Annotated in this window: 25 protein-coding genes; 12 read left to right on the top strand and 13 right to left on the bottom strand. The window is 64.5% G+C overall.

Annotated elements, in window-relative coordinates:
• Positions 1 to 138 precede the first annotated feature (138 nt).
• Both fabB and fabA read right to left on the bottom strand, forming a co-directional pair.
• Complete coding sequence (fabB, locus tag AC0X69_RS12500; protein WP_482608053.1) at positions 139 to 1,362, bottom strand: beta-ketoacyl-ACP synthase I; 1,224 nt, start codon at positions 1,360 to 1,362, stop codon at positions 139 to 141.
• Positions 1,363 to 1,415: 53 nt separating this feature from the next.
• A complete protein-coding gene (fabA, locus tag AC0X69_RS12495) occupies positions 1,416 to 1,937 on the bottom strand; it encodes a 3-hydroxyacyl-[acyl-carrier-protein] dehydratase FabA (protein ID WP_482608051.1) in 522 nt (173 codons plus the stop codon).
• A gap of 231 nt (positions 1,938 to 2,168) precedes the next feature.
• On the opposite strand from fabA, the gene irrA reads away from it, so the two are divergent.
• The 3 genes from irrA to AC0X69_RS12480 all read left to right on the top strand — a co-directional run bounded on the left by irrA (position 2,169) and on the right by AC0X69_RS12480 (position 4,075).
• A complete protein-coding gene (gene irrA, locus AC0X69_RS12490) occupies positions 2,169 to 2,618 on the top strand; it encodes an iron response transcriptional regulator IrrA (RefSeq protein WP_482608049.1) in 450 nt (149 codons plus the stop codon).
• A 99-nt stretch (positions 2,619 to 2,717) separates the two neighbouring features.
• Positions 2,718 to 3,704: a sensor histidine kinase gene (locus tag AC0X69_RS12485; protein ID WP_482608047.1), complete on the top strand. Its 987-nt coding sequence runs from the start codon at positions 2,718 to 2,720 to the stop codon at positions 3,702 to 3,704.
• Complete coding sequence (locus AC0X69_RS12480; protein ID WP_482608045.1) at positions 3,701 to 4,075, top strand: response regulator; 375 nt, start codon at positions 3,701 to 3,703, stop codon at positions 4,073 to 4,075. Before AC0X69_RS12485 ends, AC0X69_RS12480 begins: the two co-directional genes overlap by 4 nt.
• Here AC0X69_RS12480 and AC0X69_RS12475 read toward each other — a convergent pair whose 3' ends face one another.
• A complete protein-coding gene (locus tag AC0X69_RS12475; protein WP_482608043.1) occupies positions 4,076 to 4,687 on the bottom strand; it encodes an SH3 domain-containing protein in 612 nt (203 codons plus the stop codon). It abuts the gene before it with no gap.
• Between the two features lie 190 nt (positions 4,688 to 4,877).
• Between AC0X69_RS12475 and AC0X69_RS12470 the strand changes: the two genes are divergently transcribed.
• On the top strand, positions 4,878 to 5,873 hold the full coding sequence (locus AC0X69_RS12470; RefSeq protein WP_482608041.1) for a 2-hydroxyacid dehydrogenase: 996 nt from the start codon (positions 4,878 to 4,880) through the stop codon (positions 5,871 to 5,873).
• A 64-nt stretch (positions 5,874 to 5,937) separates the two neighbouring features.
• Positions 5,938 to 6,426, top strand: coding sequence for an META domain-containing protein (locus AC0X69_RS12465; RefSeq protein ID WP_482608039.1), 489 nt, complete (start codon positions 5,938 to 5,940; stop codon positions 6,424 to 6,426).
• Between the two features lie 77 nt (positions 6,427 to 6,503).
• Here AC0X69_RS12465 and AC0X69_RS12460 read toward each other — a convergent pair whose 3' ends face one another.
• From AC0X69_RS12460 to AC0X69_RS12435, 6 genes are all read right to left on the bottom strand, one after another.
• Positions 6,504 to 7,322: a universal stress protein gene (locus tag AC0X69_RS12460; protein ID WP_482608038.1), complete on the bottom strand. Its 819-nt coding sequence runs from the start codon at positions 7,320 to 7,322 to the stop codon at positions 6,504 to 6,506.
• Positions 7,323 to 7,395: 73 nt separating this feature from the next.
• On the bottom strand, positions 7,396 to 8,889 hold the full coding sequence (gene hisS, locus AC0X69_RS12455; RefSeq protein WP_482608036.1) for a histidine--tRNA ligase: 1,494 nt from the start codon (positions 8,887 to 8,889) through the stop codon (positions 7,396 to 7,398).
• 161 nt (positions 8,890 to 9,050) lie between these two features.
• The gene (locus AC0X69_RS12450) at positions 9,051 to 9,494 is read right to left on the bottom strand and encodes a GIY-YIG nuclease family protein (RefSeq protein ID WP_482608035.1); all 444 of its coding nucleotides are present in this window, start codon (positions 9,492 to 9,494) and stop codon (positions 9,051 to 9,053) included.
• A 52-nt stretch (positions 9,495 to 9,546) separates the two neighbouring features.
• Positions 9,547 to 11,475 carry a 1-deoxy-D-xylulose-5-phosphate synthase gene (gene dxs, locus AC0X69_RS12445; RefSeq protein ID WP_482608033.1) on the bottom strand — a complete coding sequence of 643 codons (1,929 nt, stop codon included), beginning with the start codon at positions 11,473 to 11,475 and terminating at the stop codon, positions 9,547 to 9,549.
• Positions 11,476 to 11,613: 138 nt separating this feature from the next.
• Positions 11,614 to 12,033: a L,D-transpeptidase gene (locus AC0X69_RS12440; protein ID WP_482608031.1), complete on the bottom strand. Its 420-nt coding sequence runs from the start codon at positions 12,031 to 12,033 to the stop codon at positions 11,614 to 11,616.
• On the bottom strand, positions 12,030 to 12,164 hold the full coding sequence (locus AC0X69_RS12435; protein WP_482608029.1) for a hypothetical protein: 135 nt from the start codon (positions 12,162 to 12,164) through the stop codon (positions 12,030 to 12,032). Before AC0X69_RS12435 ends, AC0X69_RS12440 begins: the two co-directional genes overlap by 4 nt.
• A gap of 269 nt (positions 12,165 to 12,433) precedes the next feature.
• On the opposite strand from AC0X69_RS12435, the gene lptM reads away from it, so the two are divergent.
• The 3 genes from lptM (at position 12,434) to AC0X69_RS12420 (ending at position 14,362) form a co-directional block, all read left to right on the top strand.
• A complete protein-coding gene (gene lptM, locus AC0X69_RS12430; RefSeq protein WP_482608027.1) occupies positions 12,434 to 12,718 on the top strand; it encodes an LPS translocon maturation chaperone LptM in 285 nt (94 codons plus the stop codon).
• Positions 12,719 to 12,722: 4 nt separating this feature from the next.
• The gene (gene lysA, locus AC0X69_RS12425; RefSeq protein ID WP_482608026.1) at positions 12,723 to 13,991 is read left to right on the top strand and encodes a diaminopimelate decarboxylase; all 1,269 of its coding nucleotides are present in this window, start codon (positions 12,723 to 12,725) and stop codon (positions 13,989 to 13,991) included.
• 98 nt (positions 13,992 to 14,089) lie between these two features.
• Complete coding sequence (locus AC0X69_RS12420; protein WP_482608025.1) at positions 14,090 to 14,362, top strand: DUF3303 domain-containing protein; 273 nt, start codon at positions 14,090 to 14,092, stop codon at positions 14,360 to 14,362.
• Between the two features lie 8 nt (positions 14,363 to 14,370).
• Here the strand turns inward: AC0X69_RS12420 and AC0X69_RS12415 are convergent, their stop codons facing one another.
• A complete protein-coding gene (locus AC0X69_RS12415) occupies positions 14,371 to 15,381 on the bottom strand; it encodes an NAD-dependent epimerase/dehydratase family protein (protein ID WP_482608023.1) in 1,011 nt (336 codons plus the stop codon).
• Between the two features lie 129 nt (positions 15,382 to 15,510).
• Here AC0X69_RS12415 and AC0X69_RS12410 point away from each other — a divergent pair, with 129 nt between their 5' ends.
• The 4 genes from AC0X69_RS12410 to AC0X69_RS12395 all read left to right on the top strand — a co-directional run bounded on the left by AC0X69_RS12410 (position 15,511) and on the right by AC0X69_RS12395 (position 17,591).
• On the top strand, positions 15,511 to 16,128 hold the full coding sequence (locus AC0X69_RS12410; RefSeq protein WP_482608021.1) for a cytochrome b/b6 domain-containing protein: 618 nt from the start codon (positions 15,511 to 15,513) through the stop codon (positions 16,126 to 16,128).
• Complete coding sequence (locus tag AC0X69_RS12405) at positions 16,125 to 16,865, top strand: molybdopterin-dependent oxidoreductase (RefSeq protein WP_482608019.1); 741 nt, start codon at positions 16,125 to 16,127, stop codon at positions 16,863 to 16,865. The genes AC0X69_RS12410 and AC0X69_RS12405 overlap by 4 nt, the downstream gene beginning before the upstream one ends.
• A gap of 108 nt (positions 16,866 to 16,973) precedes the next feature.
• Positions 16,974 to 17,183 carry a hypothetical protein gene (locus AC0X69_RS12400; RefSeq protein WP_482608017.1) on the top strand — a complete coding sequence of 70 codons (210 nt, stop codon included), beginning with the start codon at positions 16,974 to 16,976 and terminating at the stop codon, positions 17,181 to 17,183.
• Between the two features lie 192 nt (positions 17,184 to 17,375).
• Positions 17,376 to 17,591, top strand: coding sequence for a hypothetical protein (locus AC0X69_RS12395; protein WP_482608015.1), 216 nt, complete (start codon positions 17,376 to 17,378; stop codon positions 17,589 to 17,591).
• Between the two features lie 24 nt (positions 17,592 to 17,615).
• Here the strand turns inward: AC0X69_RS12395 and truA are convergent, their stop codons facing one another.
• The 3 genes from truA to def form a co-directional block, all read right to left on the bottom strand.
• Entirely contained in the window at positions 17,616 to 18,356 is a 741-nt protein-coding gene (truA, locus tag AC0X69_RS12390) for a tRNA pseudouridine(38-40) synthase TruA (protein ID WP_482608013.1), read from the bottom strand.
• 68 nt (positions 18,357 to 18,424) lie between these two features.
• Positions 18,425 to 19,351 carry a methionyl-tRNA formyltransferase gene (gene fmt, locus AC0X69_RS12385; protein ID WP_482613386.1) on the bottom strand — a complete coding sequence of 309 codons (927 nt, stop codon included), beginning with the start codon at positions 19,349 to 19,351 and terminating at the stop codon, positions 18,425 to 18,427.
• 15 nt (positions 19,352 to 19,366) lie between these two features.
• A complete protein-coding gene (gene def, locus AC0X69_RS12380; protein ID WP_482608011.1) occupies positions 19,367 to 19,933 on the bottom strand; it encodes a peptide deformylase in 567 nt (188 codons plus the stop codon).
• Positions 19,934 to 20,093: the final 160 nt, after the last annotated feature.

The following is a 20,093-nucleotide window of genomic DNA, read 5'->3' as shown; positions in this document are numbered from 1 at the left end:
TTGTGATTGTCATCGTCGGTGAGATGGAAAGGACGGGCCTACGCCCGGCGAAGAAACAGACAAGCAAAGAAGAGCGCGGCGCGCTACGAGCGTCATGGCCGGGGACACGCCCGGTCATGACGCCCGCTATTGCGCATGTCAGGCGTCGGGATGTTTGAACACCAATGTCGCATTGGTGCCGCCGAAGCCGAAGGAGTTCGACAGCACCGCGCCGAGCTTCACATTGTCACGCCGTTCGCGCAGGATCGGCATGTCGGCGAAATCCGGATCGAGCTCCTCGATGTTGGCGCTCTCGCAGATGAAGCCGTTCTGCATCATCAGCAGGGAATAGATCGCCTCCTGCACGCCCGTCGCGCCGAGCGAATGGCCGGTGAGGGATTTGGTCGCCGCGATCGGCGGGCATTTGTCGCCGACGCCGAAGACTTCGCGCAGCGCTTCGATCTCCTTCGCGTCGCCGACCGGCGTCGCCGTGGCGTGCGGGTTGATGTAGTCGATCGGGCATTTCACCGTCGCGAGCGCCTGCTGCATGCAGCGCACCGCGCCTTCGCCGGACGGCGCGACCATGTCGTAGCCGTCGGAGGTCGCGCCATAGCCGGCGACTTCCGCGTAGATCTTCGCGCCCCGCGCCTTCGCGTGTTCGAGTTCTTCAAGCACCAACACGCCAGCGCCGCCCGCGATGACGAATCCGTCGCGATTCTTGTCATAGGCGCGCGAGGCCGTCGCCGGACGATCATTGTAGGAGGACGACATCGCGCCCATGGCGTCGAAGAGGACCGAGAGCTCCCACTCCAGCTCCTCGCAGCCGCCCGCGAAAATCATGTCCTGCTTGCCGTATTGGATCAGCTCATAGGCGTTGCCGATGCAGTGGTTCGACGTCGCGCAGGCCGACGAGATCGAATAATTGACGCCCTTGATCTTGAACCAGACGGCGAGCGTCGCCGAGGCGGTCGACGACATGCATTTCGGCACCGCGAAGGGACCGACGCGCTTCGGCCCCTTGGTGCGGGTAATGTCCGCCGCCTCGACGAGCGTGTGGGTCGAAGGACCGCCCGACCCCATGATGATGCCGGTGCGCTCGTTCGAAATTTCCGCCTCGGTCAGGCCGGCGTCGGCGATCGCCTGATCCATGGCGACATGGTTCCAGGCCGTGCCGGTCGCATGGAAGCGCATGGCGCGGCGGTCGACGATCGTCGAGGGGTCGAGCGACGGCAGGCCGTGGACCTGCGACCGGAAGCCGAGTTCGGCGTATTTCTCCGCCCGCACGATGCCGGACTTCGCCTCGCGCAGCGACGCGATCACTTCCTGGGTGGTGTTGCCGATCGACGACACGATGCCCATGCCGGTGACGACGACTCGTCTCATTGCTCCAACTCCTCTGGCGACGGACTGAGTTCACCGTCGCCTTTCGTTTGCATTCAGGCGGCCGGCGCCTCTGCCTTGGCCAACCCGACGCGCAGATCCTTCGCCTCGTAAATCCGTTCCCCATCGGCCGCGACCCAGCCGTCGGCGATGCCGAGCACGAGCTTGCCCTTGAAGACGCGCTTGAAGTCGACGCCATAGGTCACCGTCTTCACGGTCGGGCGAACCTGGCCGCTGAATTTCACCTCGCCGACGCCCAGCGCCATGCCGCGTCCGGGATTGTCGAGCCAGGCGAGATAGAAGCCGACCATCTGCCACAGGGCGTCGAGGCCCAGGCAGCCGGGCATCACCGGATTGCCCTTGAAATGGCAGTCGAAGAACCAGAGGCTCGGCTTCACGTCGAGCTCCGCGCGCATATAGCCCTTGCCATGCGCGCCTCCCTCTTCGAAAATCTCGGTGATGCGGTCGAACATCAGCATCGGCGGCAGCGGCAGCTGCGCGTTGCCGGGGCCAAACAGCCTCTCCTCGCCGCACGCCAGCAAGTCCTCGTAGCCGAAAGAGGAGCGCCTCTCGCCCATCGTTCCTTAATCCTCGCGTTGGAGCCTTGGAAGGCCCATCCCCCTGAGCGCCGTTAGGCGCGCCCTTATCTTTATTGGCGCCGGCGACGGCGCCGCTTCTGGGCGAAACGATCCGTAACATAGCCTTGCGCGGGCTGAAAGCGGCGTCGCGAACGGCTCCGCAAGGGCCGAGCGGCGTTGAATTTCCCGCCATTCTCCCTATGATGCCAAGGAGAGAACCGCGAGCCGCCAATGGACGCCGACAGCATTCCGCCCACCGTTCCGCCTGACGCCGCACCGCGCAAGCCGGTCAGCGCGCTGCTGGCCGATGCGGGCCTGCGGCCCACCCGGCAGCGTCTGGCGCTCGGCGAGCTGCTTTTCGGTCCGACGGGCGATCGCCACGTAACGGCGGAGCGGCTCTATGAAGAGGCGCTCGCGGCCAATCTCTCGGTGTCGCTGGCGACCGTGTACAACACGCTCCACCAGTTCACCCAGGCGGGCTTGCTGCGGGAGATCGCCGTCGACGGCGCCCGGGTCTATTTCGATACGAACACCGCCGATCATCATCACTTCCTGCTGGAGGATGACGGCGAACTCTACGACATCGCCGGCGCGAATGTTTCGGTGTCCGATCTTCCTCGGCCGCCGGACGGCTTGCGCATCGCGCGCGTCGATGTCGTCGTGCGTCTTCGCCGCGCCTAAGCCCGCCCTATATCTCTTACAGAAGACATTTTTCCAAAGAGCTCGGCGCCCGCGCGGAGCTCCGAACCGCTCTTTGGAAACAGGTTCGGGCGGGGAACAATGTCGCAACGGGCGGCCGAAAAGGAATCCGAAATCACTTACGCGCAATTCAAGGCGCTCGCCAACTCCATGCCGAATCTTGCCTGGATGGCGCGTCCCGACGGCTGGGTGTTCTGGTACAACGACCGTTGGTATCAGTACACCGGCACGACGCCCGAGGATATGGCGGGATGGGGGTGGCAGTCCGTCCATCATCCTGACGTGCTCCCCAAAATGCTGGAGCGCTGGACGCATGCGATCAGGAACGGCGAATTCTTCCAGATGATTTTTCCGCTGAAAGGCGCCGACGGCCTCTACCGACCTTTCCTGACCCGCGTCGAACCCCTGCGCGAGAACGGCGCCATCGTTGGATGGTACGGCACCAACACCGACGTCACCGAACAGGAGCGCGATCGCGAACGTCTGCAGCTCCTGATCCACGAGCTGAACCATCGCGTCAAGAACACGCTCGCGACGGTTCATTCCGTCGCAATGCATTCGCTGCGCGACCTGAAGCCGAATTCGGCCAAGATCTTCGAGAACCGTCTGCTGGCGCTCGCCGCCGTGCATGACGTCCTCACTCGGGAGAACTGGGAGAAGGCGCGGGTCGAAGAACTCGTTCGCACCGCGGTCGCGCCGGCTGGCGCGGAAAATTTCGAAATCTCGGGACCTTCCGTCGACGTTTGCCCGCGCATCGCGTCGGCCCTGGCGATGACCTTGCACGAGTTGTGCACGAACGCCGTCATCCATGGCGCGCTGGCGGCGCCTGGCGGACGGGTCGCCGTCGAATGGAGCGTCGACTCCGATCGGCGAGCGCCCATGCTCCATGTCGTCTGGCGCGAGCATGGCGGACCGACGATATCGCCGCCGTCCAGCAAGGGGTTCGGCATGCGGCTGATCGAGAGGACGCTCGCCTCAGACGCGGGCGCTCACGTCGCCGTCGAATTCCCGCCGGTAGGCTTGCGCTGCGAAATGGACATCCCCCTCACCATGGACGTGCTCAGATGAGCGAACCACGCATACTCATCGTCGAAGACGAGGCCGTTATCGCGATGGCGCTCGAGATGTTTCTCGAGGAGCTCGGCGCGCGGGTCGTCGCCACCGCCGGCAACATCCAGGACGCGCTGAACAAGGCGACGACCGAAGAATTCGACCTCGCCTTTCTCGACATCAACCTCAATGGCCAGAAGGCTCATGTTCTCCCCGGCGTCCTGGAGCGCCGGCACAAGCCCTTCGCCTTCGTGACGGGCTACGGCGAACAGGGCGTGCTCGAGGCGCATGCGGATGCGCCGGTCGTCACCAAGCCCTTCAGTCGAGCTTCCATTTCGGCGGCGCTGGATAAACTCAAGAGCCGCCTGGCGCCGGGCGCGTCCGTTTGATCATTCGAACTTCTCGCCCGGATAGACGCCCCAGAGATTTTCCTGCTCCATGTAGCCGTCAAAACCCTTGCCGGCGATTCGGCACCACTTGCCGTCGCAGCTGCGCAGGCTGCCGATGACGCCCGGGCCGAGCTTCGCCGTGGGAGTCGAATGATCGGCGGCCAAGAGCAGCTGCGGCTCCTTTTTCCACGGCGCGACCAAGGCGGTGCGCCTTCCGGAGAGCAGCGAATGCAGCACCCATCCCTCGGCGCCTTCGGAATCGCGGATCTTGCGCCAGGTTTCGAATTCGGCCGTGATCTCGACGGGCAGCGCAGCGCGTTCGTAGATCCACAGCGTCGGATGCTCCTTGCTCGGCCCCTCGCGGACGTTGACGCGATCCGATTTGAGGCTGACGTAGCGGGGCAAGGGCAGACCGCTGACCGGCCCCTTCTGAGGCTCCTGAGCGTGCGCGTGCGCTGCGCAAAAAAACGCGCAGAGGAGCGCCGCGAAAAACCCGTGGCGGCGCTTCTGGAAAAGTTCCTGAGCGCCTGAGAAAGCTGTCGAAATTGGCGCAAATGCTGCATTTATTGGCGACATGATGGACTGATCGCTCGCTTGTCTTTGGCCCGTCATCTGCTAGGAAGTCGAATGCGTTCGCTAAGGGGGCGTATTGGTTTTGTCGCCGACCGCCGTTAAGACCCGGTTGAAGCCGGCGCAACCCGCCGGCGTCTTTTCATCCGCTTCGGCGAAGCGGCGAAGATCATAGCGCAATCGCAGAAACGCTGCTGCGACACAACATAAACGCGGAGGCACGACCAGGGATATGCCGAAAAAGAAGCCGCTCGTTGTCGTGTCGCGCCGGCTGCCCGAGGTGATCGAAACCCGCATGTGCGAGTTGTTCGACACGCGCCTTAATGAAAGCGACAAGCCGCTCACTCATGATGAACTCGTGGAGGCCATGCGCACGGCCGACGTGCTGGTGCCCACGATCACCGACCGCATCGATTCGCATCTGATCGCCCAAGCCGGCGAGCAAATGAAGCTCATCGCCAATTTCGGCAACGGCGTTGACAACATCGACGTCGCCTCGGCGCTCGACCGCTCCATCACGGTCACCAACACGCCCGGCGTCCTGACCGAAGACACCGCCGACATGACCATGGCGCTGATCCTTTCGGTGTCGCGCCGCCTCGTCGAAGGCGCAAGCGCCATTCCTGACGGCTCCTGGGCCGGCTGGTCGCCGACCTGGATGCTCGGCCATCGGATCACCGGGAAGAGGCTCGGCATCGTCGGCATGGGCCGGATCGGACAGGCTTTGGCGCGGCGGGCGAAAAGCTTCGGTCTTTCAATCCATTATCACAATCGTAGGCGAGTCTCCGCCGACATCGAAGAGCAGTTGGAGGCGACCTATTGGGAGTCTCTGGACCAAATGCTGGCGCGGGTCGACGTCGTATCGATCCACTGCCCGCATACGCCGGCGACCTATCATCTTCTCTCCGCCCGCAGACTGGCGCATCTGCGTCCCCACGCGATTCTGGTCAACACCGCCCGCGGCGAAATCGTCGACGAGAACGCCCTGGTGCGCATGCTCGAAGCGGATGAAATGGCCGGCGCCGGACTCGACGTCTTCGAGCATGAACCCGCCGTCTCGCCCAAATTGTTGAAGCTCGCCAAGGCAGGGAAGGTCACGCTTCTGCCGCATATGGGCTCCGCGACCATCGAGGGCCGCATTGATATGGGCGAGAAGGTGATCATCAACATCAAAACCTTCATGGACGGCCACCGCCCGCCTGACCGCGTCCTGCCGAGCATGCTATAAGGCGCTGCGCCGCGGCCAAGGCCGCCCGGCGCGAGGTCGCCTTATCGGAAGGATGATTGACGCGATGAACAGGATTTTGCTCGCCTTAGCCGCCTCGCTCTGCGCCGTCGCGCTCGCCGCCGCGCCAGCCGACGCCAAGAGCCGCGCAAAGTCGCCCCAGGGCGCAGAGCAGGCCCAGCCGGAGGACGAAAACAAGGAGACGGGCGGCATTCCGCGCTATCAGCCGTTCCCGCACAACCAGAATTTCGTGCTCAAGGAGATCAACGGCAAAGCGCCGCCGGTGGAGATGTGGATCTCGATCGACTCGACGGGACGCGCCAACGGCTTTTCGGGCTGCAAGAACTGGTCGGGCATCTTCATCATCGGCCCCAACCGGCTCGGACCGCGCACCATGCCGGCGATCAACGAGCGCAAGTGCGAAGGCCCGCTCGCAGCGTTCGAACGCGACTATTGGGCGGTCCTGCTCTCTGGCCCCTATTGGGACACCAAAGGCGACGACCTCATCCTGAAGGGCGCGCAGGGCGGCGTGCTGCATTTCCAGCGCTCCCTGTAGCGCCTGCGCCCCGCGAGAAGCAATCCAGCCGCGCTTGAGCTTCTGGATTGCTCGGCGCCCTCCACAATGACGGCGTCTTATTTCACCGGCGACGCGAGCAGCGGACAGGGCGCCTCGTGCAGCACGCGCTCCGTCGTCGAGCCGCGCAAAGCTTCGAGCAGCCCCTGGCGCCCGCGCGTCGGCATGGCGATCAGGTCCGCCTTGATCTCCTGAGCATAGGAGAGAATCGTCTCGACGACCGGCCCGCGACGCAATTCGATGTGCGGGAGCAGGCCTTCGAAGATCGGCAGGTCCTCGCCGACATGCAGCAACATGACGTCGGCGGCCGGATTGAGACAATGCGCGATGTCGGCGACGTGGCGGAAGGCGTCGAGCGGCGAGACCGACGCCTCAACCGGCATCAGCACGGTGTTGAGCGAGATTGCGCCCGTCTCCCGATCGACAAATCCCTTTTGGTCCTCGCGCAAGAAGAGCGCCGGCACATGAGTCTCGCGCGCCGTCTGCTCCGCGACTGATCCGGCGAGCACGCGCTCGAGCGCGCTGCGCGGCCGCGTCATCATCACCAGTAGATCGCACAGGTGCCGCTCGACGTAGGCGGCGACGCCCGCGACCGGGGTTTCGGACTCGACAGAGGCCTTGACGAATCTGACGCCGAGCTGTTCGACGACCTCCTCGCGGGTCGCCGCCGGCGAGATCATCTTCCAGCGCGCCAGCATCTCGCGCACCTGCGGAAAACGGTCCCAATCGTCCTCGTCGGTCTCGGGAGCTTCGATGTGCAGGATATGCAACATGCTCTTGCAGGCGACGGCGATGCGCAGCGCATGCGCGAAGGCGTCCTGGCTTGCGAAGGAGAGATCGGTGGGATGAACGATTGATTTGGGCGTGTCGCCGTTCATATGTTTGCTCCTCTATCCCTTCGCAAAAACTATACGCGCCTGCGCGCGAGGCAATGATCAGCTTCGCCGCAGGCTAGAATTGTTCCTTGAGCGCCTTTTGAACCTGTTCGACGAGTTCGGCTTCGGGGACAGCGAACTGGGCGGGACGAAGCGCCTTCCACTCTTCGTTGGTGGCGATATTGGCGGCAGCCCTTGCGCCGGCGACGAGATCCTTGATGGTGACCTCCCCCCGCGCCTTTTCGTCGGAGCCCTGGATGATCGCAAGCGGGCTGTTGCGCCGGTCGGCGTATTTCATCTGCGCTTTCATGCCCGCGCCGCCGAGATAGATTTCCGCGGCGATGCCAGCGCCGCGCAGCTGCGCCGCCATGCGCTGGTAATCGGCGAGCCGGTCGCGATCGAGCACCAGCACGACGACCGGGCCGACATGCGGACGCGCGGAGACGATCGGACTGCCGATGAGCTTGAGCGCCGCGAACAGTCGCGAAACGCCGATCGAGAAGCCCGTCGCCGGCGTGTTCTCCGGCCTGAACCGCCCGACGAGGCCGTCGTAGCGGCCGCCGCCGCCGACCGAGCCGAAGCGCACGGGATTGCCCTTCTCGTCGCGCGTCTCGAAAGTGAGGTCCGCCTCGAAGACCGGGCCCGTGTAATATTCGAGGCCGCGCACGACGGAAGGATCGATGCGGATGCGATCCGGACCATAGCCGGCGTCGCGCGCAAGATCCTCAATTTCGAGCAGCTCCTCGGCGCCCTGGGCGCCGATCTCGCTCTTGCCGAGCAGGCCAAAGAGATCGAAGGCCGGCGCGCCGTCGCGATACTGCCCGCCGAGGCTGAAGGACAGGATCGTGTCGATCGCCGGCAGAGGAAGCCCTGCGCCCCTGGTGAAATCCCCACTCTCGTCCTTGCGGCCCTCGCCCAGCAATTGCCGGACGCCGTCGGGGCCGAGCCTGTCGAGCTTGTCGATGGCGCGCAGCACGACGAGGCGGCGGTGCGCGTTTTCCTCGCCGGAAAGCCCGATCGACTGCATGACGCCGTCCAGAACCTTGCGGCTGTTGATCTTGATCACATAGTCGCCGCGGGCGATCCCGAGCCGCTCCATGGCGTCCGCGGCCATCATGCAGATCTCCGCGTCGGCGGCCGGCGAGGCGGAGCCGACCGTATCGGCGTCGAACTGCATGAACTGCCGAAACCGCCCCGGCCCCGGCTTCTCGTTGCGATAGACCGGACCGACCCGATAGGAGCGATAAGGCTTCGGCAGCCGATCGAAATTCTGCGCCACGAAGCGGGCCAGCGGCGCGGTAAGATCATAGCGCAGCGACAGCCATTGCTCGTCGTCGTCCTGAAAGGAAAAGACGCCCTCATTCGGCCGGTCCTGGTCAGGCAGGAATTTTCCGAGCGCGTCGGTATATTCGATCGCCGGCGTCTCGAGCGCCTCGAAGCCATAGAGTTCATAGACCTCGCGGATGACGTCGAGCATCCGGCCGGTGGCCGCGAGTTCTCCCGCCTCGCGATCGGCGAGCCCGCGCGGCGTGCGCGCGTCAATCTTGGTTCTGTTTTCGTCTTTGGACATGAGGGGCTAATTCCGCTGCGCCCTACCCTCCCCTTGACGGGGAGGGTCGGACTGCGGAGCAGTCCGGGGAGGGGTGACGATGCGCCGAAGTCGCCGGCTGAAGTGAAACGCTGAACTGGCGCTGTCACCCTGCCGGCAAGCCGCGGCCGCGAACCTCCCGGCTAGGGGAGATGGGATTCAGCCGCCTTCCTAGCATTTTCCCAACCGGAAGGAAGAGCCGCGCCTTCCGGCCAGAAGCGCAAATGCGCGGCGCAGCGGCGACAATCGGAACTGCCGAAGCCGGCTACAGGAGCCGGCAGCCGATCGAGCGCGGCGTTGAGGGCGCATTCGTCGCCTGCTTCGTCGATGAAGGCGCCGAGAATCCGCGCCGCCGATGTGAGCTGATCGATATGCCAATGGGCGCGCTTTTGCGGGCGCATGTGCCGCGCGAGCCGCGCCCGCAGCCCGCCCGGCCCGCGCGCCGAGCCGCAATAGAGGTAATCGCCGGCGGAAAGCGACGCGGAGGTTCTCCCGACGCGAACATTGAGCGGGGCGTCGAGACGCAAGGCCAGAACATAAGCGCCGGCCGTCGTTGGGGCGTCGGCGGCGGAGACGCAGAATATCATCGGCGGTCTTTGACAAAATCCCGGCGCAACCCCTCTCCTTATGGGAGAGCGCTCAGGCGATCATCACCCGCGCGGCGCCCTTCTCGTCGCCGAGAAGTTCGAGCACCTTGCCGACGATCGCCTTGCTGTCGAGCATCGCCCTCGCGATCATCAACTCATGCTTGTCATGGTCGATGTAGGCGTCGGGCAGCGTCATGCTGCGGAACTTGAACGCCCCGCGCGCCCCGTCCAGCATTCCATCTTCGGACAGCGCCTGGAAGACCTGCGCGCCAAAGCCGCCGATCGAGCCTTCCTCGATGGCGATGAGCGCCTCGTGGTTCGCCGCAAGGCGACGCAGCAGGTCGCGATCGATGGGCTTTGCGAAGCGGGCGTCCGCGACGGTCGTCGAGATCCCGTAATTCTCGAGCTCCGCCGCCGCCTTCATCGAATCCGCGAGCCGCGTGCCGAGCGAGAGAATGGCGACCTTGGACCCCTCGCGCAGGATACGGCCCTTGCCGATCTCGAGAATTTCGCCGCGTTCCGGCAATTCGACGCCCATGCCCTCGCCGCGCGGATAGCGGAAGCCGATCGGACCCTGGTCATAGGCCGCCGCCGTCGCCACCATATGCATCAGTTCGCCTTCGTCGGACGGCGCCATGATGACGAAGCCGGGCAGGCAGCCGAGATAGGCGATGTCGAAAGCGCCCGCGTGGGTCGGGCCGTCGGCGCCGACGAGGCCGGCGCGATCCATGGCGAAACGCACCGGCAGGTTCTGGATCGCGACGTCGTGAACGACCTGATCGTAGCCGCGCTGCAGGAAGGTGGAGTAAAGCGCGCAGAAGGGCTTATAGCCCTCGCAGGCGAGGCCGGCGGCGAAGGTGACGGCGTGCTGCTCGGCGATCGCCACGTCGAAGGTGCGGTGGGGAAAGGCCTTGCCGAAAATGTCGAGGCCCGTTCCCGACGGCATCGCCGCGGTGATCGCCACGATCTTGTCGTCATGTTCGGCCTCGGCGATCAGCGCCTTGGCGAACACGTTGGTGTAGGTCGGCGCATTGGCCTTGGGCTTGATCTGGATGCCGGTCGCGACGTCGAATTTGTTGACGGCGTGGCACTTGTCGGCGGATTCCTCCGCCGGCCCGAAGCCCTTGCCCTTTTGCGTGACGACGTGGACGAGAACCGGCCCGTCGTCCTTGTCACGCACATTTTTGAGCACGGGCAGCAGGTGGTCGAGGTTATGTCCGTCGATCGGCCCGACGTAATAGAAGCCGAGCTCCTCGAACATCGTGCCGCCAGTGATGAAGCTGCGCGAGAACTCCTCGGCCTTGCGCGCCTTGTCGTAGATGAAGCGCGGCAAATGGCTGGCGAGCTGTTTCGCCGCCTCGCGGATCGAACGATAGGCGCCGCCGGAAACGAGGCGGGCGAGGTAGGCGGACATGGCGCCCGTCGGGGGGGCGATCGACATGTCGTTGTCGTTCAGGATGACGATCAGCCGCGAGTGCAGCGCGCCGGCGTTGTTCAGGGCCTCATAGGCCATGCCGGCGGACATCGAGCTGTCGCCGATCACCGCAACGACGTGATTGTCGCCGCCGGCGAGGTCCCGCGCCACCGCCATGCCGAGTCCGGCCGAAATGGAGGTCGAGGAGTGGCCGGCGCCAAAGGCGTCATATTCGCTTTCCGCCCGCTTGGTGAAACCGGACAGCCCGCCGCCCATGCGCAGCGTGCGGATGCGGTCGCGCCTGCCGGTGAGGATCTTGTGGGGGTATGTCTGATGGCCGACGTCCCAGATCACCTTGTCGCGCGGCGTATCGAAAACATAATGCAGAGCGACCGTCAGCTCGACGACGCCGAGGCCGGCTCCCAGATGCCCGCCGGTGACCGAGACGGCGTCGATCGTCTCGTGGCGCAACTCCTCGGCGAATTGCTTAAGATCGTTGGGGCGCAGCTTGCGCAGATCTTCGGGGGTCGCGATCCGGTCGAGGAGGGGGGTCTTCGATGTCGTCAATGTCTCTACTCTGCTCGTCGTCAACAAGCGCCAGAAATCCGAGCATTACCCATTAATAAGCAGCCCCGCAAACGCGCTGCAGCATCCGCGTCGATTCAGTCGGAGACTGTTGCCGAGTTGCAACGGACCACGCTGGGCCTAATAGGGGGAAAAGCTCTCCATGCCGGAGTCGAAGGACGGTTCCTGATACACGGGCCGCAGCCGGCGGGTCAGGCGGGGGCGCTCGACTTCCTGGCGGGAATACGCTCGGCCGCCGCCGCCCGTAATTTCAATCGTCGCCCCATGTTTCTCAACCCAACCAAAGAGTTGACGGGCGTTCGGCACCGCCAGCCGCACGCAGCCATGTGAGAGCGCGCGGCCCAGGCCGCGCTCGTAGCTTCCGTGGATCGCGAGCCCACGCGGCGAAAAGAAGATGGAGTAAGGCATCGGCACCTGATCATATTCATCAGAATGATGATCGGCCTCCATGCGCATGACGCTGTAGGACCCGGTGGGCGTCTCATAGCCCCGGCGGCCGCTCGAGATCTTCCACCTGACGGTCTCGCCTTCCGGAGTCACGCCTCGAGCCGTTGCGCCGTCAGGTCGATGCGGATGCGCACCGCAGCGTCTGCAGGGGCCGCCGTCAACAACACTGCCGCGGCAAGGGCGGCGAATAAACGCGGAACGCTGACCATGTATGAACTAACCACGCGAAGCCCCAATCGTAAAGACGCGCCGTCGGACAGCCCGGTTTTTCAGGGTTTTTGGGTTAACGGCCGCGGCCTCGAGCGCAGCTGAGCTTCAGCTTTTTGCCGAGCTTGCGCCGCGCCAAAATCGCGTCCGGTGGAGGCTCCCGCCGAGGAGTCGCGGCCGAGTTCCCGCCCGCGGGCAAAGAGAAGCTCACGGCAGAGCGCCTGCGCCCTCGCCTTTTTGCGCTTCATCGCTATATTGCCCCGGCTTGCCTCTGGGACGAATCGCCGTGACGCCTCCACTCCTCACCCGCCGCCCGCTGGCGGTTCTTGCGCTGGCGCTCGTCGCCGCGAGCCTAGGCGCTTGCGGCCGGCGCGGTCCTCTGGAGCTCCCGCCCGAGACTCAGGCGCGCGGCGCTATCCTGCGAGCGGAAGCGGAAGCGCAGGCGGCGCGAACCGCGCCGCGGCCGTCGCCCGGCGCGCCGGCCCCGTCTGTCCCGCCGCCGCCGATTCCCGGCACGATCGGCAATCGCCCGCCGGCGCAATACCCCTTCCCGCTCGACCCGCTGCTTTAAGCCGATGCATCTCTTCGACTATCGCAACGGCGCGCTCCACGCCGAGGAGATCGCCGTGGAGAAGCTCGCCGACGCGGTGGGCACGCCCTTCTATTGCTATTCGGCGGCGACGATCAGACGCCACTACCGCGTCTTTTCGGAAGCCTTCGCCGACCTCGACGCCCTCGTCTGCTACGCGGTGAAGGCCAATTCCAACCAGGCCGTGTTGCGCCTTCTTGCGAAAGAGGGCGCAGGCATGGACGTGGTTTCGGCGGGAGAGCTGGCGCGCGCCCGCGCGGCGGGCGTCGCCCCCGAGAAAATCACCTTCTCCGGCGTCGGCAAGACGCGCGACGAAATCGCGGCGGCGCTCGGCGCGGGAATCTTCTGTTTCAACGTCGAGTCGGAGCCGGAGCTCGAAGCCCTGTCGCAGGCCGCGCTCGCTCTCGGGCGTCCCGCGCGCGTGTCGCTGCGCGTCAATCCGGACGTCGACGCGCGCACCCATAAGAAGATTTCCACCGGCCTCGCCGAAAACAAATTCGGCGTGCCGCTGTCGCGCGCGCGCGAAGTTTACGCCTTCGCCTCAAGGCTGAAAGGGATCGAAATCGCCGGCGCCGACATGCATATCGGCTCGCAGCTCACCGATCTCGCGCCCTTCGACGAGGCCTTTTCGCTGCTCGCGGAGCTCGTGCGCGACCTGCGCGCCGATGGCCACGCGATTTCGCATGTCGACCTCGGCGGCGGACTGGGCATCCCCTATCACGAAGGCGACGATCCGCAGTCCTACCATCCCGAAAAATACGCTGAGATCGTGCGCCGGCATTTCGGCGGACTCGGTTGCAAGCTGGTGCTGGAGCCAGGACGCCTCATCGTCGGCAACGCCGGCGTGCTCATCACCCGCGTCATCTATGTGAAGCATGGCGACGCGAAGACATTCGTGATCGTCGACGCCGGCATGAACGATCTTATCCGCCCGACGCTCTACGACGCCTGGCACGACATCATCCCCGTGCGCCAGAACGCCGATCGGCAAGAGATCGTCGCCGATGTCGTCGGGCCCGTTTGCGAGACGGGCGACTATCTTGCGCATGGCCGAAAGATGTTGGAGCCGCGCGCCGGCGAATTGCTCTGCGTGCTGACGGCGGGCGCCTATGGCGCCGTGCAGTCCGGAACCTACAACACGCGGCCGCTCGTCCCGGAAGTTTTGGTCGACGGCGCGCGCCACGCCGTCATTCGCAAGCGCCAGAGCGTTGAGGAGATCATCGCGCTTGACAGCGTTCCCGACTGGATCGGATGAGCCGGTCGGGTTGTCTGTGACTTCGTACTGCGGCAGTTTTAGCGTCGTTCTCGCCAGGCTGGCGCAACTTGCATTTTCAGGCAAAGGGAGGATGGCCGATGCTGTTCGCGATCTATTACGAAATGATGCCAGAGCATCGCAACGAAGTTCTCAAGCGTTTCCAGAAACTCGGCGACGCCAATCCGAAGGGGATGAAAGTGATCGGAAACTGGCTTTCCGTCACCCTGCTCGAAGGCTGGAGCATCGTCGAAGCCAATGACGCCGCCGATCTCGGCGCGCTCTTCCATTCCTGGACAGACCTCAACGTCAATCACATCACGCCGGTCTTCGACGAAGACTCTGCGCGCAGCTTCCTTGCAAGCAAGAAATAGCTCGCGGCTCAATACGCCAGTTCTCCATGAGAGCGGCGATAGTCGCGATACCAGTCGACGAGCGCCGTGACGCCTTCCTCGAGCGACGTCTGCGGGCGATAGCCCGTCAGCCGCTGCAGCAGATCGGCGCTGGCGAAGGTGCGCGGCACGTCTCCCGGCTGCATGTCGAGATAATTGCGCTTCGCCTTCTTTCCCAGAACTCTTTCGATTGTCTCGATGAAGTCGAGGAGGTTCACCGGCGCGCCGCGGCCAATGTTGACGACGCGATAGGGCGCCACCGGCGAAACGCTGTCGTCCCCAACGTCCCGCTCAGGAACGCAATCGATCAGACGAACGACGCTTTCGACGAGATCTGCGACATAGGTGAAATCGCGCGACATGTCGCCATGATTATAAATGTCGATCGTGCGGTCGTTCTCGATCGCATCGACAAATTTCAGCGGCGCCATGTCGGGTCGGCCCCACGGCCCGTAGACGGTGAAGAACCGGAACATCGTCGTCGGAATAGACCACAGATGCGCATAGGAATGCGCCATCGCCTCGCCGGCCTTCTTCGTTGCGGCGTAAAGCGTTAAAGGAAAATCTGTCCGGTCGCTCTCGTGGAATGGCACGGTCGGGCTCGCGCCATAGACCGAGCTCGTCGACGCCCACAAAAAATGGCGTGGCTTTAGCAGCCGCGCCATTTCCATAACGTTGAAGGCGCCGACGAGATTGGCGTCGACATAGGCGCGCGGATTTTGCAGCGAGTAGCGCACCCCCGCCTGCGCCGCGAGATGGATGATTACGTCCGGCGCCGCCTGCTCCGCGGCCGGGGTCAGCGCCTCCATGTCCTCCAACATGGCGATCGTGTCGCGATAACCGTTGGTCCGCAACAGGAGGGACCGGCGCGCCTCCTTGAGGCTCGGATCGTAATAGGGAGTCATCCCGTCGTAGCCGTCGACGAGATGCCCCGCCTCCAACAGGCGCTTCGCGAGATGAAAGCCGATAAAGCCGGCCGTGCCGGTCACGAAGACGCGCATGAGCCGCCATATCCCGTGTGATCAAAGCTTCGCCCTCATGGGGGAAGGCGACCGGCCTGTCAACGCGCCTGCGGGGCCTTCGTTTTCTGCGCCTCAACCCATATGTTTGCGAAAAAAGGAGAAACCGTAATGGTTGGCGGCGCCGACAAGTCTAAGACGATTCACCCGCTCTTCATTCGGGTGACGCATTGGGTGAACGCTTTCGCGATCTTCGTCATGGTGCTGAGCGGCTGGCGCATCTACAACGCCTCGCCGCTCTTTGGCTTCGAGTTTCCCAAGGATTTCACGCTGGGCGGCTGGCTCGCCGGGGCGCTCGCCTGGCATTTCGCCGCAATGTGGCTTCTAGCGCTCAACGGATTCGCTTATTTCGCCTACGGCTTCGTTTCGGGCCACTTCCGAAGAAGGTTCCTGCCAGTCTCGCTGCGTGGGGCCTTTGAAGACGTCCTTCTCGCGATGCGAGGCGTTCTCACTCATGCGCCCGGCCGCTACAACGCCGCTCAGCGGCTGTTCTACATCGGGGTCGTCCTCGCCGTGATCGTCGCCATCCTGTCGGGCCTCGCCATATGGAAGCCTGTGCAGCTGCAAACGCTGACGGCGGCGATGGGCGGCTATGAGGCGGCGCGCCGCGTGCACTTCTTCGCGATGGCGGCCATCGTCGCCTTCCTTGTCGTTCACATCGGACTCGCCTTGAGCGTCAAAGGCATTCTTGCGCCGATGGTCACCGGCCGCGCGGAGGCGCCGCGATGAAGCGTCCCCGCAGCGAACGTCTTTCCGCCTTTCGGCCGCAGATCGCGCAGCTCGAACGCCGGCTTTTTCTCAAGCAAGGCCTGTCGCTCGGCGCGCTGTCGCTCCTCTCCGGCTGCACCCTGAAGGACGACGACGCCGTCGATCGGCTGCTGATCGCGATGTCGCGCTTCAACGATAAAATGCAGGCGGCGCTCTTCGATCCCGCGAAGCTCGCGCCGACCTATTCCGAAGCCGACGTCACGACGCCCTTTCCGTTCAACGCCTACTACGAAGAGAAGGACGTTCCCCGCGTCGACGGCGAGAGCTACCGGCTGCAGCTCTCTGGACTGATCGCCGACAAGCGCCCCTGGAGCCTGAGCGCATTGCGCGCGCTGCCGCAGTCGAGTCAGATCACGCGGCTGGTCTGCGTCGAGGGCTGGAGCGCGATCGGCAAATGGCGCGGGGTCACGCTCCGTCATTTCCTTGAGAGAATCGGCGCCGACCTGACGGCGCGTTACGTTGGTTTCAAATGCGCCGACAAATATTATTCGAGCATCGATATGCCGAGCGCGCTGCATCCGCAGACGCTGCTCGCCCTTGACTTTGCGGACGCCAAATACGGCTATCCGCTGCGGCTGCGAATCCCAACCAAACTCGGCTTCAAGAACCCGAAGTTCATCGGCGAGATCTTCGTGACGAACGACTACGCCGGCGGCTACTGGGAGGACAAGGGCTACAATTGGTTCAGCGGCTCTTGACCTCTGCCGGCGCCCGTCTACCTACTCCCGACGCTTTCTCGCCACTTTTTTGACTCTCAATGGCCGCGGCGGCAACTTGAGTCGGCGCGGGACATCGAGGGAGGACACATGACCAATCGGCGGCCCTGCGTTAACGGCATTCTTGCGGCGGTCCTGTCCGCCAGCATCATTCCTCTGCATGGGGCGCTGGCGCAGGAAAAGACTCCGACCGCGCAGCGGCCGGTCGCGAGACTTCCTGCGACTCTGCCGGTGAAGAATGAATCCTCTGCAGTCGAGGCGATTAAGCCCGAGGAAACGGAAGCCGCCGACGACGAATGACCGTCGCCAATGCTTTTAAGGATTCATTAACCAGTTCGACGAACTGCGGCTAACTGCGCGAATTCGGTCATGAAATCACCGCAGCGCAGGCGTGGCGGCGACCTAACTTCATCACCGTTGACCAGCCTGATGTTCCTCGGGGCGGGCCGATGATTCGGTGGGGGGTCTCACATTTGAGGGGACCATCAAGCGATGAATCAGCGATCCTGCGCAAACGGAATATTGGCTGCGGTATTGTCGGCAAGCTTCCTTCCCATTCACGGCGCGCTCGCCAAAGAAGCGAGATCCGCAACTGCGCCCGGCGCCGCCAAACATGTTGCGAAGAAACCAGCGAAGCCGCCGGCGTCGAAGCATGAGGCGACCAGTCCGTCGCCGGACGCCGATGCAGGCGCGGGCGACAAGCAGTAGCGGCATCGCCTCGCCGTTGATGCGCTAATAATCGACGGCGACAAGATAGAGACCGTGCGGCGGCGCGACCTGTCCGCAGCGCGCACGGTCTTTCGCCAGAAGCGCCAGCGCAAGATCCTCGACGCGCCACTTGCCGCTGCCGACATGCTCCAGCGAGCCGGCCATCGAGCGCACCTGATTGTGCAGGAAGGAGCGCGCCGAAGCGACGATCTCGATTCTATCGCCGTCACGGCGCACGTCGAGACGCTCCAGAGTGCGCATCGGCGAATTCGCCTGGCATTCGGAGGCGCGAAACGTGGTGAAATCGTGCCGCCCGACGAGCGACTGCGCCGCCTCATGCATCGCTCGCGCGTCGAGCGGCCGCTTGACGTGCCAAGCGCGGCCGAGGCTCACGGCCAGAGGCGCGCGGCGATTTTCGATGACGTAGAGATAGTGGCGGCGCATCGCTGAAAAGCGCGCTTCGAAATCGTCGCCGACCGCGCGCGCCGATAGAATCGCGATGGGGTCGGGCTTCAGATGCGCATTGATCGCGTCGCGCAGCCGATCGGCGCGCCAGTCGCGCGCAAGATCGATATGCGCCACTTGCCCGAGCGCATGCACGCCGGCGTCGGTGCGGCCCGCGCCATGCACGACGGCGCGCGCGCCGCCATTGATGGCGGCGACGGCCTCCTCGAGGCGCTGCTGCACGGAAACGCCATTCGCCTGCCGTTGCCAGCCGACGAAAGGCGCGCCGTCATATTCAATGGTCAGGGCGAAGCGGGGCATTCAATGGGCTCGCGACATCCCTCCTCCCATGAGTAGGGAGGCTGATGCGCGCATGTCGTGCGGCTTGCTCATGCCAATGTCACGCCCTTCATGAGCTTGCGGCCGCGCGCGAATTCTTTGAAATCCATCTCGCCCTTGCCGGCGCGCTGCACGCGCAGCAGCCGCAGCGCCCCAGCGCCGCAGGCGATAAGCCCCTCGTCATCGAGCGCCGCCCCTGGCGCGCCTTCTGACTGCTCGATGCGCGTGCGCAAGACCTTCACGCGCTCGACGCCGTGGCCGAGGTCGGCTTCAAAAAAAGCCCCGGGAAAGGGCGAAAGGCCGCGCACGAGTTCGTGGAGTTCCTGCGCCGGCCGGCGCCAGTCGATCCGCGCCTCGGCTTTTTCGATCTTCTGCGCGTAGCAGGCCCCCTCGTCCGACTGCGGCGTGAACTGCAGTTCGCCCTTCGCGAGCAGATCGAGAGCGTCGGCCATCAGCGGTGCGCCCAGCTCCGCGAGACGATCATGCAGTTCGCCAGCAGTCGTCTCCGCGTCGATCGGCGTTTTGGCCGTCAGGGCGACCGGGCCGGTGTCGAGACCGGCCTCCATCTTCATCACCATGACGCCGCTCTCGGCGTCGCCCGCCATGATCGCGCGCTGTATCGGCGCGGCGCCGCGCCAGCGCGGCAGCAGCGAACCGTGGAGGTTGAGGCAGCCATATTGTGGCGCGTCGAGGATCGGCTGAGGCAGCAAGAGGCCATAGGCGGCGACCACTGCGACGTCGGACTCCAGCGCCGCGAAATCCGCCTGCGCCTCGGCGCTCTTCAGGCTCTTAGGCGCGCGAACCGGAAGGCCGAGGCTTTCGGCCAGAAGATGGACGGCGGACTTCCTCTCCGCCATGCCGCGTCCGGCGGGACGCGGCGGCTGCGTATACACGGCCACGATCTCGTGGCCGCGGGCGGCGATTTCCTTCAGCAGATGGGCGGCGAATTCCGGCGTGCCCATGAAGACGACGCGCATTTTATCGCGCAATCGTCAGGCCTCGGCTTTTTCCGGCTGATGCTCCGCGGCCGCGCGCCGCTGGGCGGCGATCTCGTCGTAGCGCGCCGCCTTGTTGAACTTCTTGACGACGCGCTCGCGCTTCAGGCGCGACAGATGATCGATGAAGAGACCGCCCTCGAGGTGATCCAGCTCATGCTGCACCACGGTCGCGAGCAGCCCGTCCGCGTCGAATTCCTGGGTCGCGCCTTCCCGGTCGAGATGACGCAGGCGCACCCGCGCGGGGCGCTTCACGTCTTCGAAATAGTCGGGCACCGAGAGGCAGCCTTCCTGATAGACGCTCAGCTCCTCGGAGGCCCAGACGATTTCCGGATTGATCAGGAAAAGCGGCGAGCGGGTCTCCTCGGTCTTGCCGATATCGACGACGACGATCCGCTTGGCCACGGCGACCTGGATCGCGGCCAAGCCGATGCCGGGCGCCTCGTACATCGTCTCCAGCATATCGTCGAGCAGCCGCCGCACCGCCGCGTCGACCTCGTCGACGGGTTCGGAGACCTTGCGCAGCAGCGGGTCCGGAAGCGTGATGATCGGCAGAATGGCCATTTCTGTTCGCCGTGCTCTTTGCGTGTCCATGAGATAGGCGCGCCCGGCGCGTCCGTCAAATCTAATGAAGGCCTCGCGTCTTTGCCTAGCCGGCAAAGGCGGCTAACATGCAGGCGTCAAACAAACGCCGCCGCGCGGGAGCGGCGCGCCACGGGAGAGC

It is taken from the genome of Methylocystis sp. Uni0008, assembly GCF_056838045.1.
Note: the sequence above shows the minus strand (reverse complement) of the source record. Positions and strands in the feature narration are given on the sequence as shown.